The 24,319-nt window shown below is 64.7% G+C and carries 22 protein-coding genes and 2 tRNA genes; 12 read left to right on the forward strand and 12 right to left on the reverse strand.

Going from position 1 to position 24,319, the window contains the following annotated elements; genetic code table 11:
* The first annotated feature begins 89 nt into the window (after nucleotides 1-89).
* Nucleotides 90-1,487, forward strand: a complete 1,398-nt coding sequence (gene pdxR, locus MHM97_RS14120) for a MocR-like pyridoxine biosynthesis transcription factor PdxR (RefSeq protein ID WP_239323013.1) — start codon at nucleotides 90-92, stop codon at nucleotides 1,485-1,487.
* A gap of 67 nt (nucleotides 1,488-1,554) precedes the next feature.
* Here pdxR and MHM97_RS14125 read toward each other — a convergent pair.
* The 6 genes from MHM97_RS14125 to MHM97_RS14150 all read right to left on the reverse strand — a co-directional run bounded on the left by MHM97_RS14125 (nucleotide 1,555) and on the right by MHM97_RS14150 (nucleotide 6,701).
* Nucleotides 1,555-1,629: transfer RNA gene (locus MHM97_RS14125), tRNA-Glu, on the reverse strand.
* Between the two features lie 203 nt (nucleotides 1,630-1,832).
* Nucleotides 1,833-1,907: transfer RNA gene (locus MHM97_RS14130), tRNA-Glu, on the reverse strand.
* Between the two features lie 114 nt (nucleotides 1,908-2,021).
* The gene (gene recJ, locus MHM97_RS14135; protein WP_239323121.1) at nucleotides 2,022-3,764 is read right to left on the reverse strand and encodes a single-stranded-DNA-specific exonuclease RecJ; all 1,743 of its coding nucleotides are present in this window, start codon (nucleotides 3,762-3,764) and stop codon (nucleotides 2,022-2,024) included.
* A gap of 117 nt (nucleotides 3,765-3,881) precedes the next feature.
* Nucleotides 3,882-4,865, reverse strand: coding sequence for a class II fructose-bisphosphatase (glpX, locus tag MHM97_RS14140; RefSeq protein ID WP_239323014.1), 984 nt, complete (start codon nucleotides 4,863-4,865; stop codon nucleotides 3,882-3,884).
* A gap of 180 nt (nucleotides 4,866-5,045) precedes the next feature.
* A complete protein-coding gene (locus MHM97_RS14145) occupies nucleotides 5,046-6,332 on the reverse strand; it encodes a homoserine dehydrogenase (protein WP_239323015.1) in 1,287 nt (428 codons plus the stop codon).
* 96 nt (nucleotides 6,333-6,428) lie between these two features.
* A complete protein-coding gene (locus tag MHM97_RS14150; protein WP_239323016.1) occupies nucleotides 6,429-6,701 on the reverse strand; it encodes a hypothetical protein in 273 nt (90 codons plus the stop codon).
* A gap of 149 nt (nucleotides 6,702-6,850) precedes the next feature.
* Between MHM97_RS14150 and MHM97_RS14155 the strand changes: the two genes are divergently transcribed.
* Both MHM97_RS14155 and MHM97_RS14160 read left to right on the forward strand, forming a co-directional pair.
* Nucleotides 6,851-7,438, forward strand: coding sequence for a TetR/AcrR family transcriptional regulator (locus MHM97_RS14155; RefSeq protein WP_239323017.1), 588 nt, complete (start codon nucleotides 6,851-6,853; stop codon nucleotides 7,436-7,438).
* Between the two features lie 5 nt (nucleotides 7,439-7,443).
* A complete protein-coding gene (locus tag MHM97_RS14160; protein WP_239323018.1) occupies nucleotides 7,444-7,932 on the forward strand; it encodes a GNAT family N-acetyltransferase in 489 nt (162 codons plus the stop codon).
* A 364-nt stretch (nucleotides 7,933-8,296) separates the two neighbouring features.
* Here the strand turns inward: MHM97_RS14160 and MHM97_RS14165 are convergent, their stop codons facing one another.
* A complete protein-coding gene (locus tag MHM97_RS14165) occupies nucleotides 8,297-9,208 on the reverse strand; it encodes a pirin family protein (RefSeq protein WP_239323019.1) in 912 nt (303 codons plus the stop codon).
* Nucleotides 9,209-9,435: 227 nt separating this feature from the next.
* Between MHM97_RS14165 and MHM97_RS14170 the strand changes: the two genes are divergently transcribed.
* Nucleotides 9,436-10,392: an NAD(P)-dependent oxidoreductase gene (locus tag MHM97_RS14170; RefSeq protein WP_239323122.1), complete on the forward strand. Its 957-nt coding sequence runs from the start codon at nucleotides 9,436-9,438 to the stop codon at nucleotides 10,390-10,392.
* 62 nt (nucleotides 10,393-10,454) lie between these two features.
* The gene (locus MHM97_RS14175; protein ID WP_239323020.1) at nucleotides 10,455-10,946 is read left to right on the forward strand and encodes a hypothetical protein; all 492 of its coding nucleotides are present in this window, start codon (nucleotides 10,455-10,457) and stop codon (nucleotides 10,944-10,946) included.
* Nucleotides 10,947-11,000: 54 nt separating this feature from the next.
* On the opposite strand, the gene MHM97_RS14180 is transcribed toward MHM97_RS14175, so the two are convergent.
* Nucleotides 11,001-11,234, reverse strand: coding sequence for a hypothetical protein (locus MHM97_RS14180; RefSeq protein WP_239323021.1), 234 nt, complete (start codon nucleotides 11,232-11,234; stop codon nucleotides 11,001-11,003).
* Between the two features lie 324 nt (nucleotides 11,235-11,558).
* Between MHM97_RS14180 and MHM97_RS14185 the strand changes: the two genes are divergently transcribed.
* A complete protein-coding gene (locus tag MHM97_RS14185; RefSeq protein WP_239323022.1) occupies nucleotides 11,559-12,947 on the forward strand; it encodes an MATE family efflux transporter in 1,389 nt (462 codons plus the stop codon).
* Nucleotides 12,944-13,399 carry a glyoxalase superfamily protein gene (locus MHM97_RS14190; protein ID WP_239323023.1) on the forward strand — a complete coding sequence of 152 codons (456 nt, stop codon included), beginning with the start codon at nucleotides 12,944-12,946 and terminating at the stop codon, nucleotides 13,397-13,399. The genes MHM97_RS14185 and MHM97_RS14190 overlap by 4 nt, the downstream gene beginning before the upstream one ends.
* Nucleotides 13,400-13,514: 115 nt before the next feature.
* Here the strand turns inward: MHM97_RS14190 and MHM97_RS14195 are convergent, their stop codons facing one another.
* Genes MHM97_RS14195 through MHM97_RS14205 form a run of 3 tightly spaced genes read right to left on the reverse strand, consistent with a single transcriptional unit; the run spans nucleotide 13,515 to nucleotide 16,396 of the window.
* Entirely contained in the window at nucleotides 13,515-14,120 is a 606-nt protein-coding gene (locus MHM97_RS14195; protein WP_239323024.1) for a TadE/TadG family type IV pilus assembly protein, read from the reverse strand.
* 3 nt (nucleotides 14,121-14,123) lie between these two features.
* The gene (locus MHM97_RS14200; RefSeq protein WP_239323025.1) at nucleotides 14,124-14,678 is read right to left on the reverse strand and encodes a TadE/TadG family type IV pilus assembly protein; all 555 of its coding nucleotides are present in this window, start codon (nucleotides 14,676-14,678) and stop codon (nucleotides 14,124-14,126) included.
* Complete coding sequence (locus tag MHM97_RS14205) at nucleotides 14,675-16,396, reverse strand: TadE/TadG family type IV pilus assembly protein (protein WP_239323026.1); 1,722 nt, start codon at nucleotides 16,394-16,396, stop codon at nucleotides 14,675-14,677. Before MHM97_RS14205 ends, MHM97_RS14200 begins: the two co-directional genes overlap by 4 nt.
* A 496-nt stretch (nucleotides 16,397-16,892) precedes the next feature.
* Here MHM97_RS14205 and MHM97_RS14210 point away from each other — a divergent pair, with 496 nt between their 5' ends.
* A complete protein-coding gene (locus tag MHM97_RS14210; protein ID WP_239323027.1) occupies nucleotides 16,893-18,323 on the forward strand; it encodes a Glu/Leu/Phe/Val family dehydrogenase in 1,431 nt (476 codons plus the stop codon).
* A 122-nt stretch (nucleotides 18,324-18,445) separates the two neighbouring features.
* On the opposite strand, the gene MHM97_RS14215 is transcribed toward MHM97_RS14210, so the two are convergent.
* Nucleotides 18,446-18,988, reverse strand: a complete 543-nt coding sequence (locus MHM97_RS14215) for a winged helix-turn-helix transcriptional regulator (protein ID WP_239323028.1) — start codon at nucleotides 18,986-18,988, stop codon at nucleotides 18,446-18,448.
* A 39-nt stretch (nucleotides 18,989-19,027) separates the two neighbouring features.
* On the opposite strand from MHM97_RS14215, the gene MHM97_RS14220 reads away from it, so the two are divergent.
* From MHM97_RS14220 to MHM97_RS14235, 4 genes are all read left to right on the forward strand, one after another.
* Nucleotides 19,028-19,408, forward strand: coding sequence for a VOC family protein (locus MHM97_RS14220; RefSeq protein ID WP_239323029.1), 381 nt, complete (start codon nucleotides 19,028-19,030; stop codon nucleotides 19,406-19,408).
* Nucleotides 19,409-19,762: 354 nt separating this feature from the next.
* A complete protein-coding gene (locus MHM97_RS14225) occupies nucleotides 19,763-21,028 on the forward strand; it encodes a sarcosine oxidase subunit beta family protein (RefSeq protein WP_239323030.1) in 1,266 nt (421 codons plus the stop codon).
* Nucleotides 21,029-21,094: 66 nt separating this feature from the next.
* Complete coding sequence (locus MHM97_RS14230) at nucleotides 21,095-21,373, forward strand: sarcosine oxidase subunit delta (protein WP_239323031.1); 279 nt, start codon at nucleotides 21,095-21,097, stop codon at nucleotides 21,371-21,373.
* The gene (locus tag MHM97_RS14235) at nucleotides 21,370-24,315 is read left to right on the forward strand and encodes a sarcosine oxidase subunit alpha family protein (RefSeq protein ID WP_239323032.1); all 2,946 of its coding nucleotides are present in this window, start codon (nucleotides 21,370-21,372) and stop codon (nucleotides 24,313-24,315) included. The genes MHM97_RS14230 and MHM97_RS14235 overlap by 4 nt, the downstream gene beginning before the upstream one ends.
* The last annotated feature ends 4 nt before the right edge of the window (nucleotides 24,316-24,319 follow it).

The following is a 24,319-nucleotide window of genomic DNA, read 5'->3' on the forward strand; positions in this document are numbered from 1 at the left end:
AAGGCCGGGCCATGTGTCCGGTCTTTGCTTGTGTGCAAATTGGCTGAGGCATAGCTTTGGCTTTGGATCACTCTGAACGGACCAATTCCATGCCCGGTGACACGCCCGCCTTCATGCCGGATCGCACGTCAGATGTGCCGATCTTTGAGCAGATCTGTGCCTCGTTTCGGGGCCGTATCCGCTCCGGCGCGCTTGAGACCGGTGCCCGGCTGCCCGCCACCCGCGCGCTCGCGGGGGATCTGGGGGTGGCGCGGGCCACGGTGGTCACCGCCTATGAACAGCTCGTCGCAGAAGGTTATCTCGCGTCGCGTCGCGGTTCTGGTTACACGGTCTGCGCCATGGGTGAGGTGGAGCTGTCACCGGGCGCATCCGCAGCCCCTGCGCCCAAACTCAGCGAACGCGGCGATCTGCTGCTGGAGGCGGGCCAGCCCGATATGCGGCTGTTTCCGCATCGTGCCTGGGCGAAATGCGTCGCGCGCCTGTGCCGGACCCGGCCCGAGGACATGCTGACGGGCTGTGGCCGCTTTGGTCACCCGGAGCTGCGGCAGGCCATCGCCAGCCACGTGCGCGACTGGCGCGGGATCGCGGCACGTCCCGAACAGGTGCTGGTGACCTCTGGTGCGACCGAGGCGCTGGACATCTGCCTGCATGCGCTGGCCTCGGCTGAGGGCCGCGTCGGTGTCGAGGATCCGGGCTACCCGCCGATCCGCCGCTTTGCCGAGGCACAGGGCCGCCGCACCCGCGATCTGGCGTTGGATGCGCAGGGGGCAGAGGTGCCGAGGCTTGGGGATGAGACCGATGTGGTGGTGCTCACCCCCTCGCATCAATATCCGCTGGGCGGCGCGATGAGTGCGGGCCGACGGCAAGAGTTCGTGCGCTGGGCGGCGCAGTCGCAGGGCTGGATCATCGAGGACGATTACGATTCGGAGTTCCGCTACGCAGGCCGACCGATTCCGGCGCTGGCGGGCGTCGACGGGCAGGGGCGCACCGTCTACATCGGCAGCTTTTCCAAGATCTTCTCCAACAGCCTGCGGATGGGTTACATCGTGGCGCCCGAGGGGCTGATCGACCGGCTTGCGCAGGCGATGCGCATGAAGGGCGCGCGGGCCAGCGCCATGCCGCAGGCGGCACTGGCAGAGTTCATGCAGCGCGGCGAGTTCTACCGCCACCTGCGCCGCGTGCGCCGCACCTACGCCGAAAGACACCGCACGCTCATCGACCGCTTACGCCGGGATTTTGCCGATGTGGGTCACGTGGAGGATCATCACGCGGGCATGCAAGTGGTGCTGCACCTGCGCCCGGAGCTGTGCGATCAGGCCATCACCGCGGCAGCCCGCGCGGGCGGGGTGGGGGCGGAATCGCTCTCGACCTACAGCCGTCGCGCCGGGGCATATAATGGGGTGGTTCTGGGGGCCTGTCTCAACGATCTGGAGGAGCAGGCAGAGGCGCTCACACACCTGCGGCGGGCGATTTCCTCAACAGGATAATCCCCCGCCGCGCATGCAAATAGGGCGTGCGTGAGTGGTGGAACGTGCCAGTTTTCAAAATGAAAAATGGTACTCCGTAGGGGAATCGAACCCCTCTTTCCAGGTTGAAAACCTGGCGTCCTAACCGATAGACGAACGGAGCACACTTGGTGTGAGCGGGTGTTTACTGAAGCCACCCGGGCCGTGCAAGAGGAAAAATGCACAAACTGCAAAGTTTTTGCGACAGCCCGAATTTTCCGAATAATAGCATTTATATCAACGCGTTAAGCGCCGCATCTGAAGACAGAGCAGCGCAATCGCGACATCCACACGGGATGCGCATCAAATTTTTACGGGAGGAGAAAATGGTACTCCGTAGGGGAATCGAACCCCTCTTTCCAGGTTGAAAACCTGGCGTCCTAACCGATAGACGAACGGAGCACTCTTGGTGTGAGCGGCTGTTTAGGGTTTTGCGCCCGGTGCCGCAAGCGAAAAAATCGCCTGCGGCGCAAAATTCTTATCCACAGGCAAAATCCCCGCCAGATCTGGCGCGGCTCAGGCCTCCGCCGCATCCTCCAGCCGCAATTGCGCGCTTTGGCGGCCGCCCCAGGTGTTCACTTCCAGCCGTCCGGCCACATGAAACCGCGCGCCGCCATGCTCCAGCAGGCGCGGCCCAAGGGGCGTGTCAAACGCGCCAAAGGCGATGGCGTCAATGTTGCCGCCCATACCATCGGTGAAACTCACCTTGAGGTGCGATTCCCCAACCCGCTTGGCAAAGCGCACCGCCAGATCGGGAAAACCATAGCGCGGGGCAGGGGCTCCGGCCCCAAACGGCCCGGCCTGTTCGATCTGCTCGATCAGCTCCACCGTGGCAGCACCGGGCATCAGCATCCCGTCCAGCTTCAGATCCGCCGGGCCCAGATCACCCGCGCCCTGTTTGTCTAGGAGCTCCGCCAGCCGCGCCATTGCAGGCTCCAGCTGGTCGCGCGCCACCGTGAGGCCCGCCGCCATCTTGTGGCCGCCGCCTTTGAGCAAAAGCCCCTCCATCGCGACCTTCTGGATCGAGGCCCCAAGGTCGATGCCGGACACGGACCGTCCCGACCCTTTGCCCTCATCGCCATCAAGTCCGATCACCACCGCCGGGCGACCGGTGGCTTCTTTCAGGCGCGAGGCTACGATGCCCACCACGCCCGGATGCCAGCCTTCGCCCGCCGCCCAGACCAGCGGCGCGTCAAAGCCACGCTCCTCGGCCTGTTCCAGGGCGGCGGCGCGCACGGCGTTTTCAATGTCGCGCCGCTCGGTGTTGAGTTGATCCAGCCGTTCGGCAAGGGCTGCGGCCTCATGCGGATTATCCGTCGACAGCAGCCGCGCACCCAGATCCGCCTTGCCGATGCGCCCGCCTGCGTTGACGCGCGGACCCAGCAGGAACCCGAGGTGATAGGTGGAGGGCGCCGAATCCATCCGGCTCACATCCGCCAGCGCCACCAATCCTGCGCGCTGACGCTGTCCCATGACCTTGAGGCCCTGCCGCACCAGCGCCCGGTTGGCCCCAATCAGCGGCGCCACATCCGCCACCGTCGCCAGGGCCACCAGATCCAGCATCGCCATCAGATCCGGCCCCGCGCCAAGCCCCTTTTCACGGGCCTGACGGCGCACCTCCACCAGCATCAGGAACACCACACCGGCAGCGCAGAAATAGCCCAGATCGCCGTCTTCATCCTGCCGATTGGGGTTCACCACCGCCACGCAGTCGGGCAGGGTCTCGCCGCCGAGGTGGTGATCCAGCACCACCACATCCGCGCCCTTGGCCGCCGCGATCGGCCCATGCGAGAGCGTGCCGCAATCGACACAGACAATCAGGTCGTGATCGCGCGCCAGCGCTGCCATCGCCTCGTCATTGGGGCCATAGCCCTCGTCGATGCGATCGGGGATATAGAGCGTCGCCTGCTGACCCATCTGCCGCAGATAGACCAGCAACAACGCCGCCGACGATCCGCCATCCACGTCATAATCGGCAAAGATCGCAATCCGCTCGCGCCGCTCCACCGCGTGCAGGAACCGCGCAGCGGCGGTTTCCATGTCCTTCATCCGGCGCGGATCGGGCAGTAACTCCTTGAGTTGCGGTGTCAGGAATCCCGTTGCCTCATGCGCAGGAACACCGCGCCGTGCCAGCACCTGACAGACCGCCGGGGGCAGGCCGGTTTCCTGCGCCAGATGTTCACCAGCACGGGCCTGCTCCACACCGGGACCGATCCAGGACCGCCCGGTCAGAGAGGTCTCAACACCCAGAAAACTCAAATCCACTCTCCCGATCTTTTTGCAGAAAAGGCCGGACCCGCGCGGGACCCGGCCTTTCATCTTTTCCCAAATACCTAAATCCCGACCGCAGCTGCAAGCGCCGCGGCCCGATCAGGATTACTGATGCGCGCTCAGCGGCGTGCGGTAGGTCATGCGGCGCACCGATCCGGTCTTGGAGCGCATCAACAGCGTGGTGGTCTCGACCCAGCCCGGCTGGCGCTTGATGCGCGGCAGCAGCGAGCCACCGGTGACGCCGGTGGCGGCAAAGATCACATCCTGCGTGACCATCTCGTCACGGGCATAGATGCGGTCCAGATCGGTGATACCGGCCTTGGCGGCGCGGGCTTTTTCATCGTCGTTGCGGAACAAGAGACGGCCAAAGATCTGGCCCCCCATGCATTTCAGCGCCGCCGCCGCCAGCACACCTTCGGGTGCGCCGCCCTGGCCCATATACATGTCGATGCCAGTGACCTCGGCCTCGGCGCAGTGCATGACGCCGGCCACATCGCCATCGGTGATCAGGCGGATCGAGGCGCCGGTTTCGCGCACCTCGGCGATCATCGCCTCGTGGCGGGGGCGTTCCAGAATGCAGACGGTGATGTCCGAGGGCGCGCAGCCCTTGGCCTTGGCCAGCGCCTCGACCCGTTCACGCGGCGACATATCGAGCGAGACCACGCCCTCAGGGTAGCCCGGGCCAACCGCCAGCTTGTCCATATAGGTGTCGGGCGCGTGCAGCATGGAACCACGCGGCCCCATGGCGATCACGGTGAGCGCGTTGGGCATGTCCTTGGCGGTCAGCGTGGTGCCTTCCAGCGGGTCCAGCGCAATATCGACGCCGGGGCCGTTGCCGGTGCCCACTTCCTCGCCGATATACAGCATCGGCGCCTCGTCGCGCTCGCCTTCGCCGATCACCACCACGCCGGCAATGTCCAGAAGGTTCAGCTGCTCGCGCATGGCGTTCACGGCGGCCTGGTCGGCGGCCTTCTCGTCGCCGCGCCCGATCAGCGGGGCAGAGGCTAGGGCGGCCTGTTCCGCAACCCGGGCCAGGCCCAGGGACAGCAGGCGATCATGAAACGGCGCGTCGGCGGTGGTCGATGTCATTCCCAATATTCCTATCTCAAACTTGCGCGATCCAGCCCGGCATAGCCCGCCCGGCCCCAAAGGGGCAAGGCTGCGGCAGGGCTGGTGTCGCTAACAACACGTCTTTTGCGTTTCTCTGGCGCGGATCGGCGGCGCGTTGCCAGCCGCCGGTCCGCATGCGCCGATCTTAGGGCAGCAATGTCACAGTTCTTCGATGCGCAGCGCCACGGGCGCGCCTTCGACCACACCGGTGGCCGCCAGTGCCTCCAGCGCCTGGTCCAGCATGGCGGAGGTGCATTTGTGGGTCACGATCAGCACCGGCGCGACGGTGGTCGCGTGGTCATACTGGCGCATCCGGTGGATCGACACGCCCGCATCCCCCAGCGCCGAAGCCACTTTGGCCAGCGCGCCGGGTTTGTCCTGCAAGGCCATGCGCACGTAGTAGGGCGCCGGCAGGCCGGTCTGGGCGGCGGGTTCCTCGGAGAGGGTGGCCGCGGGCTGACCAAAGGTGGCAATCCGCAAGCCGCGCGCGATGTCCAGCACATCGCCCATCACCGCGCTGGCGGTGGGGCCTTCACCGGCGCCGGGGCCGCGCAGCACCACCTGGTCGATGGCGTCGCCCTCGATCACCACCATATTGGTGCCGCCCTCCAGCTGCCCCAGCGGCGAATTCGCGGGCACAAGGCAGGGGGTCATGCGCTGCTCCAGCCCGCGGGCGGAGCGCTGCGCCACGCCCAAGAGTTTGATCCGGTAGCCCATGTCGGCGGCGTGGCGGATGTCCTCGATGGCGATGCGCTGAATGCCCTCGAGCTTCACATCGTCAAAGGCGGGTTTGGTGCCGAATGCGATCGAGGCCAGAAGAGCCAGCTTGTGACCGGCGTCGATGCCGCCCACGTCCAGCGTCGGGTCGGCTTCGAGAAAGCCCAGGTCATCGGCCTCTTTGAACACGGTTGCATAGGGCAGGCCGGCGGTCTCCATCCGGGTCAGTATGTAGTTGCAGGTGCCGTTCATGACGCCCATGACGCGGGTGATCTCGTTGCCCGCCAGCCCCTCGGTCAGGGATTTGATCACCGGGATGCCGCCCGCAACGGCGGCCTCAAAGCGGATCACGCGGCCATTGGCCTCGGCCTGTTCGGCCAGCGCCTGACCGTGGATGGCCAGCAGCGCCTTGTTGGCGGTGACCACATCCTTGCCCGCGGCGAGGGCCGCTTCGGTTGCAAGCTTGGCGGGGCCCTCGTGACCGCCCATCAGTTCGACAAATACATCCACGTCATCGCGGCGCGCCAGTGCAACCGGATCGGTCTCCCAGGCGTAGTCCTTCAGCGACACGCCGCGATCCTTGGTGGCGTCGCGGGCGGAGACGGCGGTGATGACCACCGGACGACCAGTTCGTGCCTCCAACAGGGCAGCATGGCGGCGAATGATCTTCACCACGCCAATGCCGACCGTGCCCAAACCTGCAATCCCCAGTCGAAGCGGTTCAGTCATAGTGGAGGTCCTTATTGTCTTGACGATCTATGGGTTCGATGTCGCCTTAGCGACTCTGGCCCGGCGGTGCAATGTTCAACACGGTGAAGCTGCGGATCAGGGCTGGCGGCGGCGCAGCGCCTCCGCCCGGCTGCGCAACCGGTCCGCGCGGGCATCCAGCGCCTCCGAGAGTTCGGCGCTTTCCTCCTCGGGCAGCGGCTGCTGCGCCAGCGCGGTATCGAGCGGCAGCAGCTGCGGGTAGGGCTGGCTGCGCAGATCCGCGGGCAGGCGGTCCTCCAGCTGAGGCACGCGCGAGCAGGCGGCCGTCACGCTCAGGAGGGCACAGGCCGACAGCACCGTCAGGCGCGCCAGTCGGGGCGCAAGAGGCATCGGGGTGGTCTGTCTGGCAGGCATGGCAATACCGCGTGTTCGGTCCGGGATTTCGCCCTTGATGCACAAATGCGCCTGCGGGTACAAGTTAATCCGCGCAGCACGCCATGGTGCTTTTATCTGAACAGATGTTCAGATACCTTGGGTCTATGGCACGTACCCAAGGTTCTCATTCCGATATCACCGGCCCCCGTATCCGCGCCGCAGCGCAGGAGCTGTTTGCCCGTCACGGCTATGCCGCCGTCTCCATGCGTCAGATTGCGGGCGCGGTCGGGGTGCAGGCCGGGGCGCTTTATAATTATACCGCTGACAAGCAGAGCCTGCTGTTCGACCTGATGCAGGCGCATATGGAGGGGTTGCTGTCCGCATGGGCCGCAGAAGAGGTGCCGGTCGATGTGATGGGGCAGCTGGAGGGCTTTGTGCGGTTTCACATCCGCTACAATCTGGAACGCCCGGATGCGGTTTTTATCGCCTATATGGAGCTGCGTAACCTGACAGAAGAGAACTTTACCAGGATCGAAGACCGTCGCCGCGCCTATGAGGATCAGCTGGAGGGCATCCTGAAGGCTGGCGTCGCGCAGGGGCTGTTTCAGGTGCCCGACACCAAGATCGCGGCACTCGCGGTGATTGCGATGCTGAATGGGGTTTTGACGTGGTATCGCGACGGCGGGCGGCTGTCTTTGGTGGAGGTGGAGACGCTCTATTGGGACATGGTGCGCAAATCGGTGGGGGTGTAGGTCACATGGCACTGTTGGCCTTACAGTCGGAGCGGTTGCGGGCGGTTCCCCTCGCGCGACTGTCGCCACAGGATCGCGAAGCGCTTTTCGAACCCGAGGTGGTGGCCTATCTGCCGGACGGGTTTCAGGGACTGGAGACGGATGCCGCACGTTGCGCGCTGCTGGACGGGGTGCAGCAGGAGGCGGAGGTCGTGGTGCTATCCACCCGGGCCGGCGAGGCGATCGGTCTGCTGATCCTGTCGCATGGGGCTGCCGGTGATCGCCTGCGTCATCTCGGGTATCTCTTTGTCCGGGCGGCCTGGGGGCAGGGATACGCCAGCGAGATGCTGCGCGCGCTTCAGGACCTGTATCGTGGCCAGCCTGTGATCCTGTCCGGTGGTGTGATGGCGGACAATGCCGCCTCTGCCCGTGTGCTGCAGAAATGCGGTTTTGTCCCGGGAGAGGCGAGCGAGGCTGGTGAGGTCACCTATATCTGGGATGCGCAGCGCGGCTGAGGGTGCCAAGCGGAGCGCTTCCGCGCGCTTTTATTCTGCTGGGGGCGAGGTGATGGCTGTTTGCAGGCCGGAGTGTCTGGCGCTGGCGTTTTAGAACAAGGCTGCTGAGACGGTCCTGAGGGGCAGGTCTGCCCTCAGGAGCCGCGTTTAAGTGTGATGAGGTTGGGCGCGTCAAGGGCACGCCGCCCGTGCCGGGCGGGGCCGCTGGCCCCCTTGACCCGATCCGCGTCTGTTGTGGGCTATTGCGACATGAAGAGTGAGCAGCGCTGAAGCGCCGCTCACAGAGAAAAGTGGGCACCGGTTTTCCGGATCAGGGGGCGGGCCAGCGCCGCTCGCAGGGAAAAGTGGGCACCGGTTTTCCCGATCAGTGAGCGGGCCTTATAAATGTCCCGTTGCGCAGCTCGGCAAAGGCCTTTTGCAGCTCGGCCTGGGTGTTCATCACGATGGGGCCGTGCCAGGCTACGGGTTCCTCGATGGGCGCGCCGGAGATCAGCAGGAAGCGCACGCCCTCGGGGCCCGCTTGCACGGTGATCTCGTCGCCGGTGCCAAAGCGCACCAGCGTGCGGTCGCCGGACATGTCGCGGATGTTGACCTCCTGGCCTGCGACCTCTTTTTCCAGCAGCACGCCTGTGGGACGCGAGGCATCGGCAAAGGCCGCCTGACCGTCAAAGACATAGGCGAAGGCGCGGCGGTAGGTGTCGATCTTGAAGGTCTTTTTCACGCCCGCAGGCACATAGACATCGAGATATTGCGGATCGGCAGCAATACCGTCGACCGGGCCGCGCTTGCCCCAGAATTCGCCCACGATCACCTTCACCCGGGTGCCGTCGTCGTCGATCACCTCGGGGATGTCCTTGCCCTGCACGTCCTGATAGCGCGGCGCGCACATCTTCTGGCTGCCGGGCAGGTTGCCCCAGAGCTGGAACCCGTGCATCTGGCCCTTCTGGTTGCCGCTGGGCATCTCCTGATGCAGGATGCCGGACCCGGCGGTCATCCACTGCACATCGCCCGCACCCAGGGTGCCGGTGTTGCCGAGGCTGTCGCCATGTTCGACGGAGCCTTCCAGCACATAGGTGATGGTCTCGATGCCGCGATGGGGGTGCCATGGAAAGCCCTGTTGGTAGAGCTCGGGGTGATCGTTGCGAAAGTCGTCAAACAGCAGGAAGGGATCCAGCTCGCTGGGGTCCTGAAACCCGAAGGCACGGTGCAGATGCACGCCGGCGCCCTCCATCGTCGGTTGGGCGGCGCGTGTTTCCAGTATTGGACGCAGGGACATGGGGGTTCTCCTGATGAGAGGTTGCTGAGCCAAAGATAGGCGGATCTTGTGCCCGGTAAAATCTGCACAGGCTCACCGGGGCTGTGCATGGGTGCAGAGGAGGGGCGTCTGCTCCATTCCCGGCACCGGGCGCTGCGCCGATGTCGTTTTCACACGCGCCAGCGGCGGTGCGGCGGGTCAGGCTGGGGCAAACAGGGCGGCAGGGAGCGCAGATCATGAGCGATGCAATGAAGGTCGGATTTGTCGGCCTGGGCAATGTTGGGGGCAAGCTGGCGGGCAGCCTGCTGCGCAACGGGATCGACCTGCGGGTGCATGATCTCGACGCGGTGAAATGCGCCGATTTTGTCGCCCGGGGCGCCACGCTGGCCGAAAGCCCGGCGCATCTGATGGCGACCTGCGAGGTGGTGATCACCTGCCTGCCGTCGCCCGCCGCCTGCGACGCGGTGCTGCGCCAGATGCTGCCGGAGGTGCGCGCCGGCAAGATCTGGATCGAGATGTCCACCACCGACGCTGCCGAGGTGGCGCGGCTGGCCGAGCTGGTGGAGACCCGCGGCGGGCTGGCGATGGAATGTCCGGTCTCGGGCGGCTGCCACCGGGCCGACACCGGCAATATCTCCATCTTCGTGGGCGGTCCGCGCGCGGGCTTCGACCGGGTGCTGCCCTTGATGACCATCCTCGGGCGGCGGGTTCTGCACACCGGCGACCTCGGCACCGCCAGCACCCTCAAGGTGATGACCAACTACCTGGCCACGGCCAATCTGCTGACGCTCTGCGAGGCGATGGTGACGATGAAGGCCGCCGGCATGGACATGGCCACCACCTACGAGGCGATCCGGGTCTCCTCCGGCAACAGCTTTGTGCATGAGACCGAAAGCCAGCTGATCCTCTCCGGCGCGCGCGACGTGAATTTCACCATGGATCTGGTGATGAAGGACATCGGCCTGTTCCAGGACATCGCGGATCGTCACAACGTGCCGCTGGAGCTGTCGCCCGAGATCATCCGCATCATGGCGGACGGGCAGGCGCGGTTTGGCGAGCGGGCGCAGTCCGACCAGATCATCGAGCGGCTGGAGGAGGTCGCGGGTGTCAGCGTGCTGGCCGACGGGTTTCCCACAGCGCTGGTCGACGACGAACCCGAAGAGCGCGGCTACGAGGTCAGCGCCCGCCGCCAGGACGCGCAATAGGGCTGTTCGCGGCGGATGTTTTTCGCTACCCCTGCCACGACGATCTGAGGGAGACGCGATCCATGACCAGCCCGCATGACACTGACGAGGTCTTTGCCACCGTTGCGGCCTCGCCCGCACGCCGGGTGATGGGGGTCTCCATGCTGGTGGGGCTGGGGCTGCTGACGCTTTATGTGGCGATGGCCAGCGCGCCGGGGCTGGCCTGGCAGGGGTTTCTGCTGCTGGTCTCGGGCGGTGCGCTCTGGATGGGCCATCGCATGTGGCAGGCCACCGCCCATCATATCGAGCTGACGGCCAAGGGGCTGCGCTGCTCCGACGGGACCGAGATCATCCGCATCGCCGACCTTGAGGTGCTGGATCGCGGGTTCTTTGCCTTCAAGCCCTCCAACGGCTTTCTGATGCGCAGCAAGACCCCGGGCACGCGCTGCTGGTATCCCGGCCTCTGGTGGCGCATGGGCCGCCGCATCGGCATCGGCGGCGTGACGCCGGGCTCGCAGACCAAGACGATGACCGAAATCCTCGCCGCCATGATGGTCGAACGCGACGCGGGCTGAGGTATTGGCCCGACGCGCCACATCCCCGGGGCGTCGGGCCTCTGCATGTCTCGTTCAGGTGACGCGTTGATAGACCCGGATGCTGTGGCCCGGATTGCTGCGCATATGATAATAGATTGCGTAGTGGATCTGCGAATTGCTCGTGGTCCAGCCCGTGATGGATCGTTTGTGGTGTAGGCAATAAGCGTTGTACTGAATGCCCTTGGCGTCATTTTCCGCAGGAACCTCAAACAGAGGCTCGGCGCCGGTGTCGTCAAAATCGACAAGAACTTCTTCAAAATCATCCATGATTCTTTTTCCTCCTCCGAAATGAATGCGCCCAGCCTAATCGGAACTCTGGCAGATTTCGACAATTCGCTGTTCAGGCGCCGTCAGCTCCCTTCTGGCGCGTGTCGCGCATCTGCACCGCTCTAAACGACAGGCTTGACGCAGGCCCGGGCAGGGGCTAAGCGCTGGGGCAGGGGTGCAGACCCCCGCCGCCTGCGGGCCCTTGGCCTTGGTGAAGTTCTGCGGACATCTCTGTCTATCGATCATCCTCCACGCATATCGCGCGGGTGGTAATGCGGGCTCCATCCTGTTCTTGCGCGACTCTTGCAAGAGGAGATCGGGGATATGACGTCTTCCCCCACCAACCATTTTTTGACCGGACGATTGGGTCCGACCTATGCCAAAACCGCCTTGCCCATCATCTTTGTGATGGGGATGAACGGGTGTCTCACGGTGGCCGATGCGCTGTTTCTCGGCCATTTCGTCGGGCCGGAGGCGCTGGCCGCCGTCACCTTGATGTTTCCCGCCTATATGCTGGTGGTGGCACTGGCGACGCTGGTGGCCAGCGGCATGTCGAGCCGCCTTGCCCGACACCTCGGGGCGGGCGACACACCAGCGGCGCAGGCGGATTATGCCGGCGCGCACGGGCTGGCGCTGGCGGTTGCGGTGGCGCTGATGGTGGGCTTTGTGCTCTGGGGCGATGCGGTGACGCAGGCCGCCGCCGGGGGCGATGCCACACTGGCCGCCATGGGCCACACCTACCTGCGCATCACCGTGGGCTGTACGCCGCTGCTGTTTGTGCTGTCGGTCAACTCCGATGCGCTGCGCAACGAGGGCCGCGCCGGGCTGATGGCGCTGATGAGCCTTGTGGTCTCGCTCTCCAACATCGCCTTCAACTACCTGCTGATTGCCGAGGCCGAAATGGGCGTGGCGGGCTCGGCGCTGGGCACCGCCCTGGCGCAGGCCCTAGCGCTGGCGCTGATCCTCGGGTTCCGGCTGCGCGGCGAGACGGTGCTGCGCCCGGCCGTGCTGTGGCAACAGAGCCTGCTGGCGGGCTGGGGGCGGATGCTGGCGCTGGGCGCACCGCAGAGCCTCAACTTCATCGGCATCGCGCTGGGATCGGCGGCGATCATGGTGGCGCTGCAATGGCTGCGCACCCCGGAGTACGCCCAGACCGTCGCGGCCTACGGGGTGATCACCCGGCTTCTGACCTTCACCTTCCTGCCGCTTCTGGGGCTGTCGCACGCGATGCAGAGCATCACCGGCAATCTCTTTGGCGCCGGCGACGGGCCGCGGGTGCGTCAGAGCCTCCGGCTCGCGATCTGGATCGCGCTGATCTACTGCGCGGTGACGCAGGCGACCCTCAGCCTCGGGGCCGGGTGGATCGCGGGCTGGTTCGTCTCCGATCCGGGGGTGATATCCGAGGTGGCGCGCATCCTGCCGGTGCTGGGCGCGTTGTTCGTGCTGGCGGGGCCGCTGATGATGGTGGCGATGCATTTCCAGGCCATCGGGGATGCGGTGCGGGCGGCGGTGCTGGGGCTGTCCAAACCCTATCTGTTCTCGATCCCGCTGACCTTTGTGCTGGCGGCGCGGATCGGCGAGGGGGGCATCTGGCTGGCGGCCCCGGCGGCAGAGGCGTTGTTGTTGCTGCTGACCCTTGCGGTGCTGTGGCAGCGGCGCCGGTCACACAGGGGCGCCACCGCGCGCCGCGCCGGGATGGAGGGACGCGCATGAAACCCGCTCTCCCCTCCCTTGCCGAGGCGAAGGCCCGCGCCCGCGACTGGCGTCGCCAGCAGGCCGACGCCGGCACCCCGGTGACCCACAGCGCGGCGCTGGAGCATGTGGCGCATGCGCTTGGCTTTCGGGACTGGAACGCCTGCGCGGCGATGCTGGGCCGGCAGCGGGCGCAGCGCCTTGCCCTCGGCGCCCGGGTGGCGGGCCGCTACCTGTCGCAGCCCTTCACCGCGCGGATCATCCGCGCCACCCCGGCGGCGGGGCGGCCCGGCTGGGTCCGGCTGGAACTGGATCTGGATCAGCCCGTGGATGTTGTCACCTCGACGCGGTTTTCCAACCTGCGCCGGCGCATCAGCGGTGTCATCGGACCCGACGGCCACAGCCGCGAACGGACCTCGGACGGGCAGCCGCATCTGGTGATCGACCCGCTTGCCCCCGACGGCGACAGCTAGCGCGCGTCTGGGGGGCGCAAACCAAATGGACCGCCGGCATTCTGCGCGGCGGTCCGATGTGCCATGTCCAGACAGCACCTCTGTGATGTGGGGCGATCCCGCCGCGGGGGCGGCATTACAGGATCGCGTCATCCACTTCGTCATCATGGGCCGGGCCATCGCTGATGACCGAGCCCTCATAAGCCACCTGAGAGGCAAAGCGCGGGCGGGTGAACACGAGGTTGTACATGTTCTGCGTGCCGATATTGACCGCAAAGACCGGCTCCACCACGTTCCAGGTTTCCACCACGATCACCCGTTCCTCGTCCGGCATGATCGGCAGCTTGTCGGCGATGCCGCTGACGGTGTCGTCGGTCCAGACGTCCATCTCGTCGCCGCGTTCCACCGACCAGTCGACGTAATAGGCATCGGTGTCCTCGTCCCAGCGCACCACCGACACCCGCATCGAGATCTCGGTGTCGGAGCGGATCATCGCCTGCGACAGCGCATAGATACTGTCGATATAGTCGTCGTTCAGCGCCGTCGTCTCGCGCGAGATCAGGTCGGCGATCGTATAGGTCGCCTTGCTGTTCACCGCCTCCTGCCGGAACAGGTCAAACAGCGTGTAGGAGACGGCAAAGACGATCAGCAGCAGCGGCAGCGACAGCGCCGCCTCGACAGAGACAAGACCGTCTTCGCGATGCCGGAACCGGCGCAGGGCAGGGAGAATACGCTGAAACATGATCTACTTTGGCTCCTGTACAAAGGCGCTGGCGGCATAGAGGCGGATGCGCCCGTCACCGTCTTTCTGCAACTTGTCGCCCAGCCCCCAATAGGGAAACAGCGGCGAGAAGCTCATGCAGGCGCGCAGGAACATCAGGTCGTTGGAGTCGCCGTTGACGAAGGTGGTGACCGGATTGACCTCCTCGACGGACTCGACGCAATCGGGGGTGGTGTCGACCCCGGCCCAGTTGAACGGATCGAGCTGCACCATTTCCAGCCGCAGCGACTGCGTGCAGGTGGTGACCAGCCCGGTGCGGGCACAGATCGCATCGCGGATGGTGTCATGTTGCATGTTGCCGCCGGTGCCGAGCCGGATGTCGCGCACCGTCAGGTCCACGGCCCGGTCCAGCATCACCTGGCGCAGGGTGATGACGCCCAGCTCCACCGAGGAGAACAGGATCATCATCAGCAGCGGGAACACCACCACGAATTCGACCGAGGCAACGCCCTCCTCGTGCCGGCGAAAGCGGCGCAGACAGGAGGCAAGACGCAGGCGAAGGGGCAGGCGGCGGGTCATTCTGTCAACCTCAGCTGGCGGATGGCAGAGGCGATCGAGGCAAAGGCGTCCGAAATCTCCAGCCCGTCCACATCATAGTAATGCGAGTCGGAGCTGGCGCATTGACGCAGCACTTCCTGGCCGCCGTAGGGGGCTTCGAAACCGATGGTGAAGACGATGATGCCCGCTTCCTTGGCCGCGGTGCAGATCGCCTGCGTCCGGGTGTTCTTGGCGCTGGCGCCCACAGAGTTGTAGACGTCGTAGTACCATTCGTCCCGGGCGTCGTAGAAATTCATCCAGTCGTAGAACAGGTAGTAGTAGATGTACTGCAACGGGGTATCCGCAAACAGCGCGGCAAAGCTCAGTTCCTCGGCCGTGCCGGGTTCGTCCACGGTCACGGTCTTCCAGCGCCCGTAGTAGCAGTAGCCGTTATAGACCGTGCCGGTGCAGACCTCGTCCTCGTAGGAGCCATTGCCATAGGGATGGTCCATCCAGCGGTTCTTGTTGTGCCAGTAGTATTTGTTGTAGGAGCGCTGCGGATTGTAGGTGGAGTAGACGTTCGCGTCCTCATTGTACCAGACTTCTGAATTGCCGCTGCGGCGGCTGTCGTTGACCCGGGGCTGGTGGGTGTTCTGACCGTCGGTCATCAACACCACCACCTTCAGCGTGTCGGTGTCGGAGTAGCTGGTGGGACGGCTGGCAAACTTGGCGTCGACCAGCGCATCCTCCCCCACCGTCAGGGCCGAGATGATCGGCTGGACTGACGGGTCGAGCAGCGCAACGCCCCATTTCATGCCGATGTCCAGCGACGTGTTCTCTGAATGGTTGAAATCGTCGATATAGTCCTGAAGCGTGTCGACATCGTCTTCGAGCAGGATCGTCGTGCGCTCCGGATTGTCATCATGCGAAGCGCAGGTCGGCTGGTAGACATGCCGATTGTTATCGCGCTGGTCACTGGTGTTCCAGATGCTGAAATGCATCGTGCGTTCATAGGTCTTCAGCGTGCTGAGGCTGGTGGTGGAAAAATCGCTGCTGTCGAAATTCAGGCAGTAGGAGACGTCGTGTGCGTCCTCGACCGAGAGCTGGTCGAGGAACTGCGCCGGCATCGACACCTGGGTCGAATAGGGCACGATCGACATCGACATCTTGTCGTCCTCGGTATTGTCCGACATGGTCTGGACAAATTCCTTGGCCGCCAGCTTCAGGTTCACCAGCCGGTCGTTGTGCTGCATGGAGCCGGACACATCCAGCACCAGCGAGATTTCCACATTGCCGATGCTTTCCTCGGCGGTGGCCGCCGCATAGAGCGGCAGCGGATCCTTGACCCCGGCGACCTGCATCCATTCGGGATCAAAATCGGCATCGACGCTGGCAGAGACCCGCTTCGAGGTGGGCGTCACCTGCGCATCCGGGGTGCGGTAGTATTCGCCAACGCCGGATTTGCTCATGTAGTCCTGCACCACCGCCGCCGGTTCCAGCTCCTGATCGAGGTCGGCAGCCGCCAGCACCGCCCGGTCCAGCGCGTATTGCACATGGGTGCGGTCGCGCTCCAGGCGCACCAGGTCGACCCCGATGCCAAGCACCGCCAGCATGCAGATGAGGGTCACGAACATCGGGTATTGCAGCACACCGCTCTCGTCGGCGCGGAACCGGCTCAGGCCCGCACGTCCGCGCGCCCGCCAGCTGTTCAGGCGCTCTGTTCCGGCCAGAGCTGTCGTCGTCCAGAAACTCACAGTCATGTGTCCATACTTTCCATCGGCCCGCAGGATCCCGGCGCGAACCCGGCGCGATCCCGTGCATCCCCTTGTCGCGGTCAGAATGGTCCACGCGTCCCGTTCCAAAAGGCTGCCAAGCCGTGCGGGTCTGCCCGGTTGGTGCGGGCGGTGACTCGCAGAAGGCAGGGCTGCACAGCTGGTGTCGCGCGGACGTGGTGCCGCTCTTTAGGATTGATTGACAAAGATGGCTGAACTGGGGCAGCTCCGCGCCGCAAATGGCACTTTTCAGAAGAGTTTGAAGCTAATCCCAACAAGCGCCGCGCGGTTGTTTGCGGTCCGGAAACAATCCGCCGGAGCGCCGGGAAACGGTGTTCATTTCCGATTCGTTTCCGCTAACGTTTTCAAACTGCCGAAAATTTGTGCAAAAGCCCGGGATAAATGGTCGCAGTCCGTAACGTTCTCTGCATAGATGGGGGGCACCATAACTCCTTGAGTCGTTTCAGAAGGACGGGATCATCCCATGAGCAATCTCAAAGAACCCAGCTTCCGCGAAAGTGTGGATCTCATGTTCAACCGCGCGGTGGCGCTGATGGACCTGCCGCCTGGACTTGAGGAGAAGATCCGCGTCTGTAACGCCACCTACACGGTGCGTTTCGGCGTGCGCCTGCGCGGTCAGATCCATACGTTCACCGGCTATCGCTCGGTCCATTCCGAACATATGGAACCGGTGAAGGGCGGCATCCGCTATGCCATGGGCGTGAACCAGGACGAGGTCGAGGCGCTGGCGGCGCTGATGACCTACAAATGTGCCCTGGTCGAAGCGCCCTTCGGCGGTTCCAAGGGCGGTCTGCGCATCGACCCGCGCCAATACGAGGAACACGAACTGGAATTGATCACCCGCCGCTTTGCCTATGAGCTCGCCAAGCGCGACCTGATCAACCCCTCGCAGAACGTGCCCGCGCCCGACATGGGCACTGGCGAGCGTGAGATGGCCTGGATGGCGGACCAATACGCCCGCATGAACACCACCGACATCAACGCCCGCGCCTGTGTCACCGGCAAACCGCTCAATGCGGGCGGCATCGCTGGCCGGGTCGAGGCCACCGGCCGCGGCGTGCAATATGCGCTGCAGGAATTCTTCCGCTACGAGGAAGACAAGGCCAAGGCCGGTCTCTCCGGCACGCTGGATGGCAAACGCGTCATCGTGCAGGGTCTCGGCAACGTGGGCTACCACGCTGCCAAGTTCCTCTCCGAGGAGGACGGCTGCAAGATCGTCGGCGTGATCGAGCGAGACGGCGGGCTGTTTGATGAAAACGGTCTCGACATCGAGGATCTGCGCGCCTGGATCGCCAAGCACGGCGGCGTCGATGGCTACCCCTCGGGGCGCTACATCAAGGACGGCGCCAAATATCTCGAGGCCGATTGCGACATCCTGATCCCGGCGGCTCTGGAAGGGGTCATCAACCTCTCCAATGCCGAGAACATCCAGGCCAAGCTGATTATCGAGGCCGCAAACGGCCCCGTGACCGCCGGCGCCGACGAGATCCTGCGCAAGAAGGGCGTCGTGATCATCCCTGACATGTATGCCAACGCCGGCGGTGTGACGGTCTCCTACTTCGAGTGGGTCAAGAACCTGTCGCACATCCGCTTTGGCCGCATGCAGCGCCGCCAGGAAGAGGCGCGCCACCAGCTGGTGGTCGATCAGCTGGAAATGCTGTCGGAAAGCATGGGCAAGGCCTGGTCGCTCGATCCCAAGTTCAAGGAGAAATACCTCCGCGGCGCGGGCGAGCTGGAACTGGTGCGCTCGGGTCTCGATGACACCATGCGCATTGCCTACCAGTCCATGCGTCAGGTCTGGCACGAGCGTGACGACGTCACCGACCTGCGCACCGCCGCCTATCTGGTCTCCATCGACAAGGTGGCCTCCAGCTACCGCGCCAAGGGCCTCTGAGGCACGCGGACGGCAATTAACAACAACGGCGGGTCTCCCCCCGCCGTTTTTTGTTTCAGCTCCCGAGGGAGATGTGCCGTTGTCGCGGAGTGGCGATGTCCCCGCAAACCGGGCCCGCTTGGCTAGCCAAAACCCACGTCGGGCGCGATGACCTGACTGATCCGTCCCCCGGTGTTCACCGCGCTGTAGATTGATCGTGGCGGGCGGGCGGCGCTATCGACGCTGCGGCAGACCCAGTCCCGCGCCTCCATGGATTTCAACGACTGCGACAGCGCCCGATCCGTGATCGTCGGCAGCTGCCGCTTGATCTCGGTGAAATGGCTGGGCCGGTGCAGCGATGTCAGAACCGGCAACGTCCATGACCGGCGCAGCAGGGGCCAGTCCTCTTCCGTTGCAACATCGCGGATCTTGTCGGCAAGCGCCGCCACCGTCTTGCCCAGAGGTGTCAGCCGGAATTCCGGCCGCAGCGGGTGGCCGTAGCCCGGGTTGCGCTCCAGCAGGCCCAGGTCGATCAGGTGATCCATGCTCTGTGCAAAGGCGGTCCTGCCGGCCCCCGTCGCCGCCAGCAGCGGCGCCTGTCGCCCGGCGACACCCGAATGCAGGCTCGACAAGATCGGCAGTGCCCAGGCCCGTGAGGTGATGTTGACAAACAGCCTAATGTCCATAAAGTATAGTTAGTATATTTTGAATCATAAGGAAAGCCCATGTCTCTTATTTCCGTCGACCAGACCATCACCCTTGCCCTGTCCGTCACCGACCGCCATGCCAGCGCCGACTGGTATCAAAACATGCTGGGGTTCGAGCTGCTCTATCATGCCGATGACGCGGGCTGGTCCGAGATCCGCACCAACACGCCCGGAGTTGTCATTGGCCTGGGCGAGCACACCCGGCCCGCACCCGGCAACTGCGTGCCGGTCTTCGGAATCGCGGATCTGGACGCGGCGCGGCAGCAGCTGGAGCAGGCCGCGGTGAAATTCGATGGCGAGACGGATGTCGTCGAGGGCATGGTCAAGACCGCGACCTTTTACGACCCCGACGGCAACGCACTGATGCTGGCGCAGGACCTGACCGGCGCAAACGGGTAACCCGCTACTGTCGTCAGGCCTCCGCGCCGTGCTTGCGTCTTGCCGGCAGCGCACCCTTTGCATCCGACGCGCGGGCGCGGCACATTTCAGTGTCGCGCCCGTGTGTGGTGTGCCCGTCCGTCAGGCGCCCGTCCGTATTGTGCCCACCCCTGTGGCCGGGCTTGCCCGGGGCACGGATATTTTGCTCTAAAATTGCACTGGACATAAGTGCCCAGTTCGTGGCCATCTGCGCAAGAGACTGCCGCGATGTCGCTGGTGGGGCTAGGAGCGGGCGCGCAAACCCGCTAGCACTAGGGCGACAGGGCGGGCCATCCGGCATGGCGCGGCAGCAAGACAGTGTTTGGGGAGTGGGCCATGGGGATTTCAGATCGATTTTCGGGCTGGCGGGTGCTGAAGGAAGGGCTGACCGGCAACAAGGGCTGGACCGCCCACTGGCGCGACCCGGAACCGAAACGCGACTATGACGTGGTCATCGTCGGCGGCGGCGGTCACGGGCTGGCCACGGCCTATTACCTCGCCAAGGAACATGGCCTGCGCAATATCGCGGTGCTGGAAAAGGGCTATCTCGGCGGCGGCAATGTCGGGCGCAACACCACCATCGTGCGCGCCAATTACTACCTGCCGGGCAATTCGGAGTTCTATTCCCACTCGCTGAAGCTCTGGGAGGGGATGGAGCAGGACCTCAATTACAACGCGATGATGTCCCAGCGCGGCATTCTCAACCTGTTCCACAACGACGGCCAGCGCGATGCCACCATCCGGCGGGCCAATTCGATCATCAACCAGGGGGACGATGCGGAGATCCTCTATCGCGACGAGCTGAAAAAGCTGGTGCCCTTCCTGAATTATGACAACAATCGCTTCCCGATCATGGGCGCGCTGTTGCAGCGCCGGGCGGGCACCGCGCGCCATGATGCGGTGGCCTGGGGCTATGCCCGCGGGGCGGACCAGTTTGGCGTTGATCTGATCCAGAACTGCGAGGTCACCGGCATCGATGTCGAGGGCGGCAAGGTGGTAGGCGTGCAGACCGCGCGCGGCCCGATCCGGGCCAAGAAGGTCGCTTTGGCCGCCGCCGGCCGCTCCAGTCAGGTGGCGGCGATGGCCGGGCTGACCCTGCCGATCGAGAGCCACGTGTTGCAGGCCTTTGTCTCCGAAGGGCTGAAGCCGGTGATCGACCATGTGATCACCTTTGCCGAGGGGCATCTCTATATCAGCCAGTCCGACAAGGGTGGCCTGGTGTTTGGCAGCTATCTGGATTTCTACAGTTCTTATGCGGCGCGGGGGAACCTGCCGATGCAGGAACACACGATGGAGGCGATTGCCGCCATGGTGCCTGCGGTGACCAAAGCGCGGCTGCTGCGCAGCTGGGGCGGCATCATGGACATGACGCCGGATGGATCGCCCATTATCGATCATACGCCGATCGAGGGGCTCTATCTCAATGCGGGCTGGTGTTATGGCGGTTTCAAGGCGACACCGGCCTCGGGGCATTGTTTTGCGCATCTGATCGCCACCGACCGCCCGCATGCGGCGGCCACGGGGTTCAAGCTGGACCGCTTCCGCAGCGGCTATGGTCTGATGGATGAGGAGGGCACCGGTGCGCAACATAATCTGCACTAAGCGCCTGTGGCGCAGCTGGGGAGCCTCCGGCGGGGATATTTTTAAGAAGATGAAGGGGCGGTTGTCATGAGGATCACCTGTCCGCTGTGCGGCGCGCGGGATCGGCGCGAATTCACCTACAAGGGCGCGGCCTTGCCGGTGCCTGCTCTGGAGGATGGGGTGGCGGAATGGGACGCGCATGTGCATCTGCGCGACAACCCCGCCGGACCCCTGGAGGAGCTGTGGCAGCATGACATGGGCTGCGGGGCGTGGCTGAAGGTCTCGCGCAACACCGCCACCCATGAGATGCTGGGCGTGGCGCTGGCGCAGGACGCGGGCCTTGCGATCGAGGAGGGCCAGTCATGAGGATCACGGGCAAGGGGCTGGTGTCCGGCAATCGGACCATCAATTTTTCGTTTAATGGCAAGGATTACATGGGGCTGGAAGGCGACACGCTGGCCTCGGCCCTGTTGGCCAATGATGTGCATCTGGTGGGGCGGTCGTTTAAATATCACCGTCCGCGTGGCATCCTGACCGCAGGGTCTGAAGAGCCCAATGCGCTGGTCAGCACCGGCAAGGGCGCGGCGCGGGATCCAAACATTCGCGCCACCCAGCAGGAGCTGTTTGAGGGGCTGGCAGCGCAGAGCCAGAACTGCTGGCCCTCGGTCGAGCGCGATGTGATGGCGGTGAACGATCTGGCCGCGCCCTTTCTTGGGGCCGGGTTTTATTACAAGACCTTCATGTGGCCCGCGCCCCTGTGGGAAAAGCTTTATGAGCCGATCATCCGCCGCGCGGCGGGGCTTGGGGCCTTGTCCGGGGCGGCCAACAAGGACCCTTACGAGAAGGCCTTTGCCTTTTGCGATCTGCTGGTGATCGGGTCTGGCCCGGCCGGGCTGATGGCGGCACTGACGGCGGGGCGTGCGGGGGCGGATGTGATCCTCGCTGAGGATGACAGCCGCATGGGCGGGCGTCTTCTGGCAGAGGTTGAGGAGGTCGACGGCAAGCCCGCGCATGTCTGGGTGGCAGAGGTGCTGGCGGAGCTGGAGGCCATGGACAACGTGCGTCTGATGACCCGCACCGCGGTCACCGGCGTCTATGATCACGGCACCTATTCGGCGCTGGAGCGGGTCTCGCACCACCTGCCGCCGAGCCAGTCCCTGAAGACCGCGCATCGCCCGCGCGAGTGTTTCTGGCGTATCGCCGCCAAAGCCTCGGTGCTGGCGGCGGGGGCTATTGAGCGTCCCATCGCCTTTCGCAACAACGACCGCCCCGGCATCATGATGGCGGGGGCGGTGCGGGCCTATCTCAATCGCTGGGGGGTGGCCCCGGGTGAACGGATCACCGTCTTTGCCAACAACGATGACGCCCACCGCACCGCGCGGGATCTGGTGGCGGAGGGCGTGCATGTCACCGCCGTGATCGACAGCCGCCATGACGCGCCCGATAGTGGCGAATTCCCCGTCATCAAGGGCGCGATGATTTGCGACAGCGCCGGGCGGCAGCGGCTGGAGAGCGTCACCATCCGCAGCGTCAATGGCGAGGAAAAGCTGCAAACCGATTGTCTGGCCGTATCCGGCGGCTGGAACCCCTCGGTGCATCTGACCTGCCACATGGGCGCGCGTCCGGAGTGGAACCGGGAGCTGGCGGCGTTCCTGCCAAAACCGGATGCGGTGCCGGGCATGGTGGTCGCAGGGGCCGCCAATGGGGTGTTTTCCACCCATGGTGCGCTGGCCGAGGGGGCTCAGGCCGCCGTCACCGCACTGGCCGGCATTGGCATATCGGTTGACGCTGTTCCCCTGCCAGAGGCCAGCGATGCGCCCTACCGGATCAGCCCCTTGTGGGCGGTGCCGGGCAAGGGGCGGGCGTGGCTGGATTTCCAGAACGACGTCACCGTCAAGGATGTGGCGCAGGCGGCGCGGGAGAACTTCCGCTCGGTCGAACATATGAAGCGCTACACCACCCAGGGCATGGCCACCGATCAGGGCAAGAACTCCAACGTGGCCGCCTTGGCGGTGCTGGCCGATGCCACCGGGCGCAGCATTGCGGAAACCGGTGTCACCACCTTCCGCCCGCCTTTTGTGCCCACATCCATTGCCGCGATGGGGGCAGGGGCCGAGGATCAGGGCTTCAAGCCGCAGCGCTATCTGACCTCGCATAAGGCATCGCTGCAGCGTGGTGCGGCCAATATAGAGGTCGGCTTGTGGTATCGCGCCAGCTATTTCGCCAAGGACGGCGAGAGCACCTGGCGGCAATCCTGCGACCGCGAGGTCACCATGGTGCGCAATGCGGTGGGCGTCTGCGATGTCTCGACGCTGGGCAAGATCGACATTCAGGGACCGGACGCGGCAGAGCTGCTGGATCTCGCCTATACCAATCTGTTCTCCACGCTGAAACTCGGGCGCGTGCGCTATGGTCTGATGCTGCGCGAGGACGGCTTTGTCATGGATGATGGCACCACCGCGCGGCTGGGGGAAAACCACTATGTGATGACCACCACCACCGCGGCGGCGGGGCAGGTGATGGCGCATCTGGAATATCTCACGCAGGTGGTGCGCCCGGATCTTGATGTGCGGTTCACCTCTGTGACCGATCAATGGGCGCAGTTCTCGGTGGCCGGTCCCAAGGCGCGCGATCTGATCGACGCGCTGGTGGATGAGGACGTCAACGCTGAGACCTTCCCCTTCATGGCCTGCGGGGCGATCACCGTGTCGGGCGTGGCCGGGCGCCTGTTCCGGATCTCGTTTTCGGGCGAGCACGCCTATGAGATCGCGGTGCCCGCGCGCTATGGCGAGGCGCTCTATCGCCTGCTGCTGGAGCGGGCTGAAACCTTAGGCGGTGGTCCTTACGGGATGGAGGCGCTGAATGTGCTTCGGATCGAGAAGGGCTTTATCACCCATGCGGAGATCAACGGCACCGCCACCGCCTTTGACCTTGGCATGCAGGGGCTGGTCTCGAAAAAGAAATCCTGCTGGGGCGAGGCTTTGTCGGAACGGGACGGGCTGATGGATGACGACCGGATGCGGCTTGTGGGCCTCAAACCCGTGGGCGCGATGCAGGCGCTCAGCGCTGGGGCGCATCTCTTTGACCCGGACGCCACGGTGGAGCGGGTCAATGACCTTGGCTATGTGACATCGGTGGGGTTCTCGCCGACGCTGGGACATATGATCGGGTTGGCGATGCTGTCGGGCGGGCCGGACCGGATGGGCGATACCATCCGGCTGGTGGATCACACGCGGGGCATCGACACCCTGTGCGAAGTGGTGAACCCTGTGTTCTTTGACCCTGAGGGAGGGCGCGTTCGTGGCTGAGACT

Source organism: Epibacterium sp. Ofav1-8, from assembly GCF_022348185.1.
GTDB lineage: Bacteria > Pseudomonadota > Alphaproteobacteria > Rhodobacterales > Rhodobacteraceae > Epibacterium.

Coding starts and splice junctions, on each gene's coding strand:
- pdxR (WP_239323013.1), top strand. CDS start 90: ATGCCCGGTGACACGCCCGCCTTCATGCCGGATCGCACGTCAGATGTG.
- glpX (WP_239323014.1), bottom strand. CDS start 4,865: ATGACATCGACCACCGCCGACGCGCCGTTTCATGATCGCCTGCTGTCC.
- MHM97_RS14145 (WP_239323015.1), bottom strand. CDS start 6,332: ATGACTGAACCGCTTCGACTGGGGATTGCAGGTTTGGGCACGGTCGGC.
- MHM97_RS14150 (WP_239323016.1), bottom strand. CDS start 6,701: ATGCCTCTTGCGCCCCGACTGGCGCGCCTGACGGTGCTGTCGGCCTGT.
- MHM97_RS14155 (WP_239323017.1), top strand. CDS start 6,851: ATGGCACGTACCCAAGGTTCTCATTCCGATATCACCGGCCCCCGTATC.
- MHM97_RS14160 (WP_239323018.1), top strand. CDS start 7,444: ATGGCACTGTTGGCCTTACAGTCGGAGCGGTTGCGGGCGGTTCCCCTC.
- MHM97_RS14165 (WP_239323019.1), bottom strand. CDS start 9,208: ATGTCCCTGCGTCCAATACTGGAAACACGCGCCGCCCAACCGACGATG.
- MHM97_RS14170 (WP_239323122.1), top strand. CDS start 9,436: ATGAAGGTCGGATTTGTCGGCCTGGGCAATGTTGGGGGCAAGCTGGCG.
- MHM97_RS14175 (WP_239323020.1), top strand. CDS start 10,455: ATGACCAGCCCGCATGACACTGACGAGGTCTTTGCCACCGTTGCGGCC.
- MHM97_RS14180 (WP_239323021.1), bottom strand. CDS start 11,234: ATGGATGATTTTGAAGAAGTTCTTGTCGATTTTGACGACACCGGCGCC.
- MHM97_RS14185 (WP_239323022.1), top strand. CDS start 11,559: ATGACGTCTTCCCCCACCAACCATTTTTTGACCGGACGATTGGGTCCG.
- MHM97_RS14190 (WP_239323023.1), top strand. CDS start 12,944: ATGAAACCCGCTCTCCCCTCCCTTGCCGAGGCGAAGGCCCGCGCCCGC.
- MHM97_RS14195 (WP_239323024.1), bottom strand. CDS start 14,120: ATGTTTCAGCGTATTCTCCCTGCCCTGCGCCGGTTCCGGCATCGCGAA.
- MHM97_RS14200 (WP_239323025.1), bottom strand. CDS start 14,678: ATGACCCGCCGCCTGCCCCTTCGCCTGCGTCTTGCCTCCTGTCTGCGC.
- MHM97_RS14205 (WP_239323026.1), bottom strand. CDS start 16,396: ATGACTGTGAGTTTCTGGACGACGACAGCTCTGGCCGGAACAGAGCGC.
- MHM97_RS14210 (WP_239323027.1), top strand. CDS start 16,893: ATGAGCAATCTCAAAGAACCCAGCTTCCGCGAAAGTGTGGATCTCATG.
- MHM97_RS14215 (WP_239323028.1), bottom strand. CDS start 18,988: ATGGACATTAGGCTGTTTGTCAACATCACCTCACGGGCCTGGGCACTG.
- MHM97_RS14220 (WP_239323029.1), top strand. CDS start 19,028: ATGTCTCTTATTTCCGTCGACCAGACCATCACCCTTGCCCTGTCCGTC.
- MHM97_RS14225 (WP_239323030.1), top strand. CDS start 19,763: ATGGGGATTTCAGATCGATTTTCGGGCTGGCGGGTGCTGAAGGAAGGG.
- MHM97_RS14230 (WP_239323031.1), top strand. CDS start 21,095: ATGAGGATCACCTGTCCGCTGTGCGGCGCGCGGGATCGGCGCGAATTC.
- MHM97_RS14235 (WP_239323032.1), top strand. CDS start 21,370: ATGAGGATCACGGGCAAGGGGCTGGTGTCCGGCAATCGGACCATCAAT.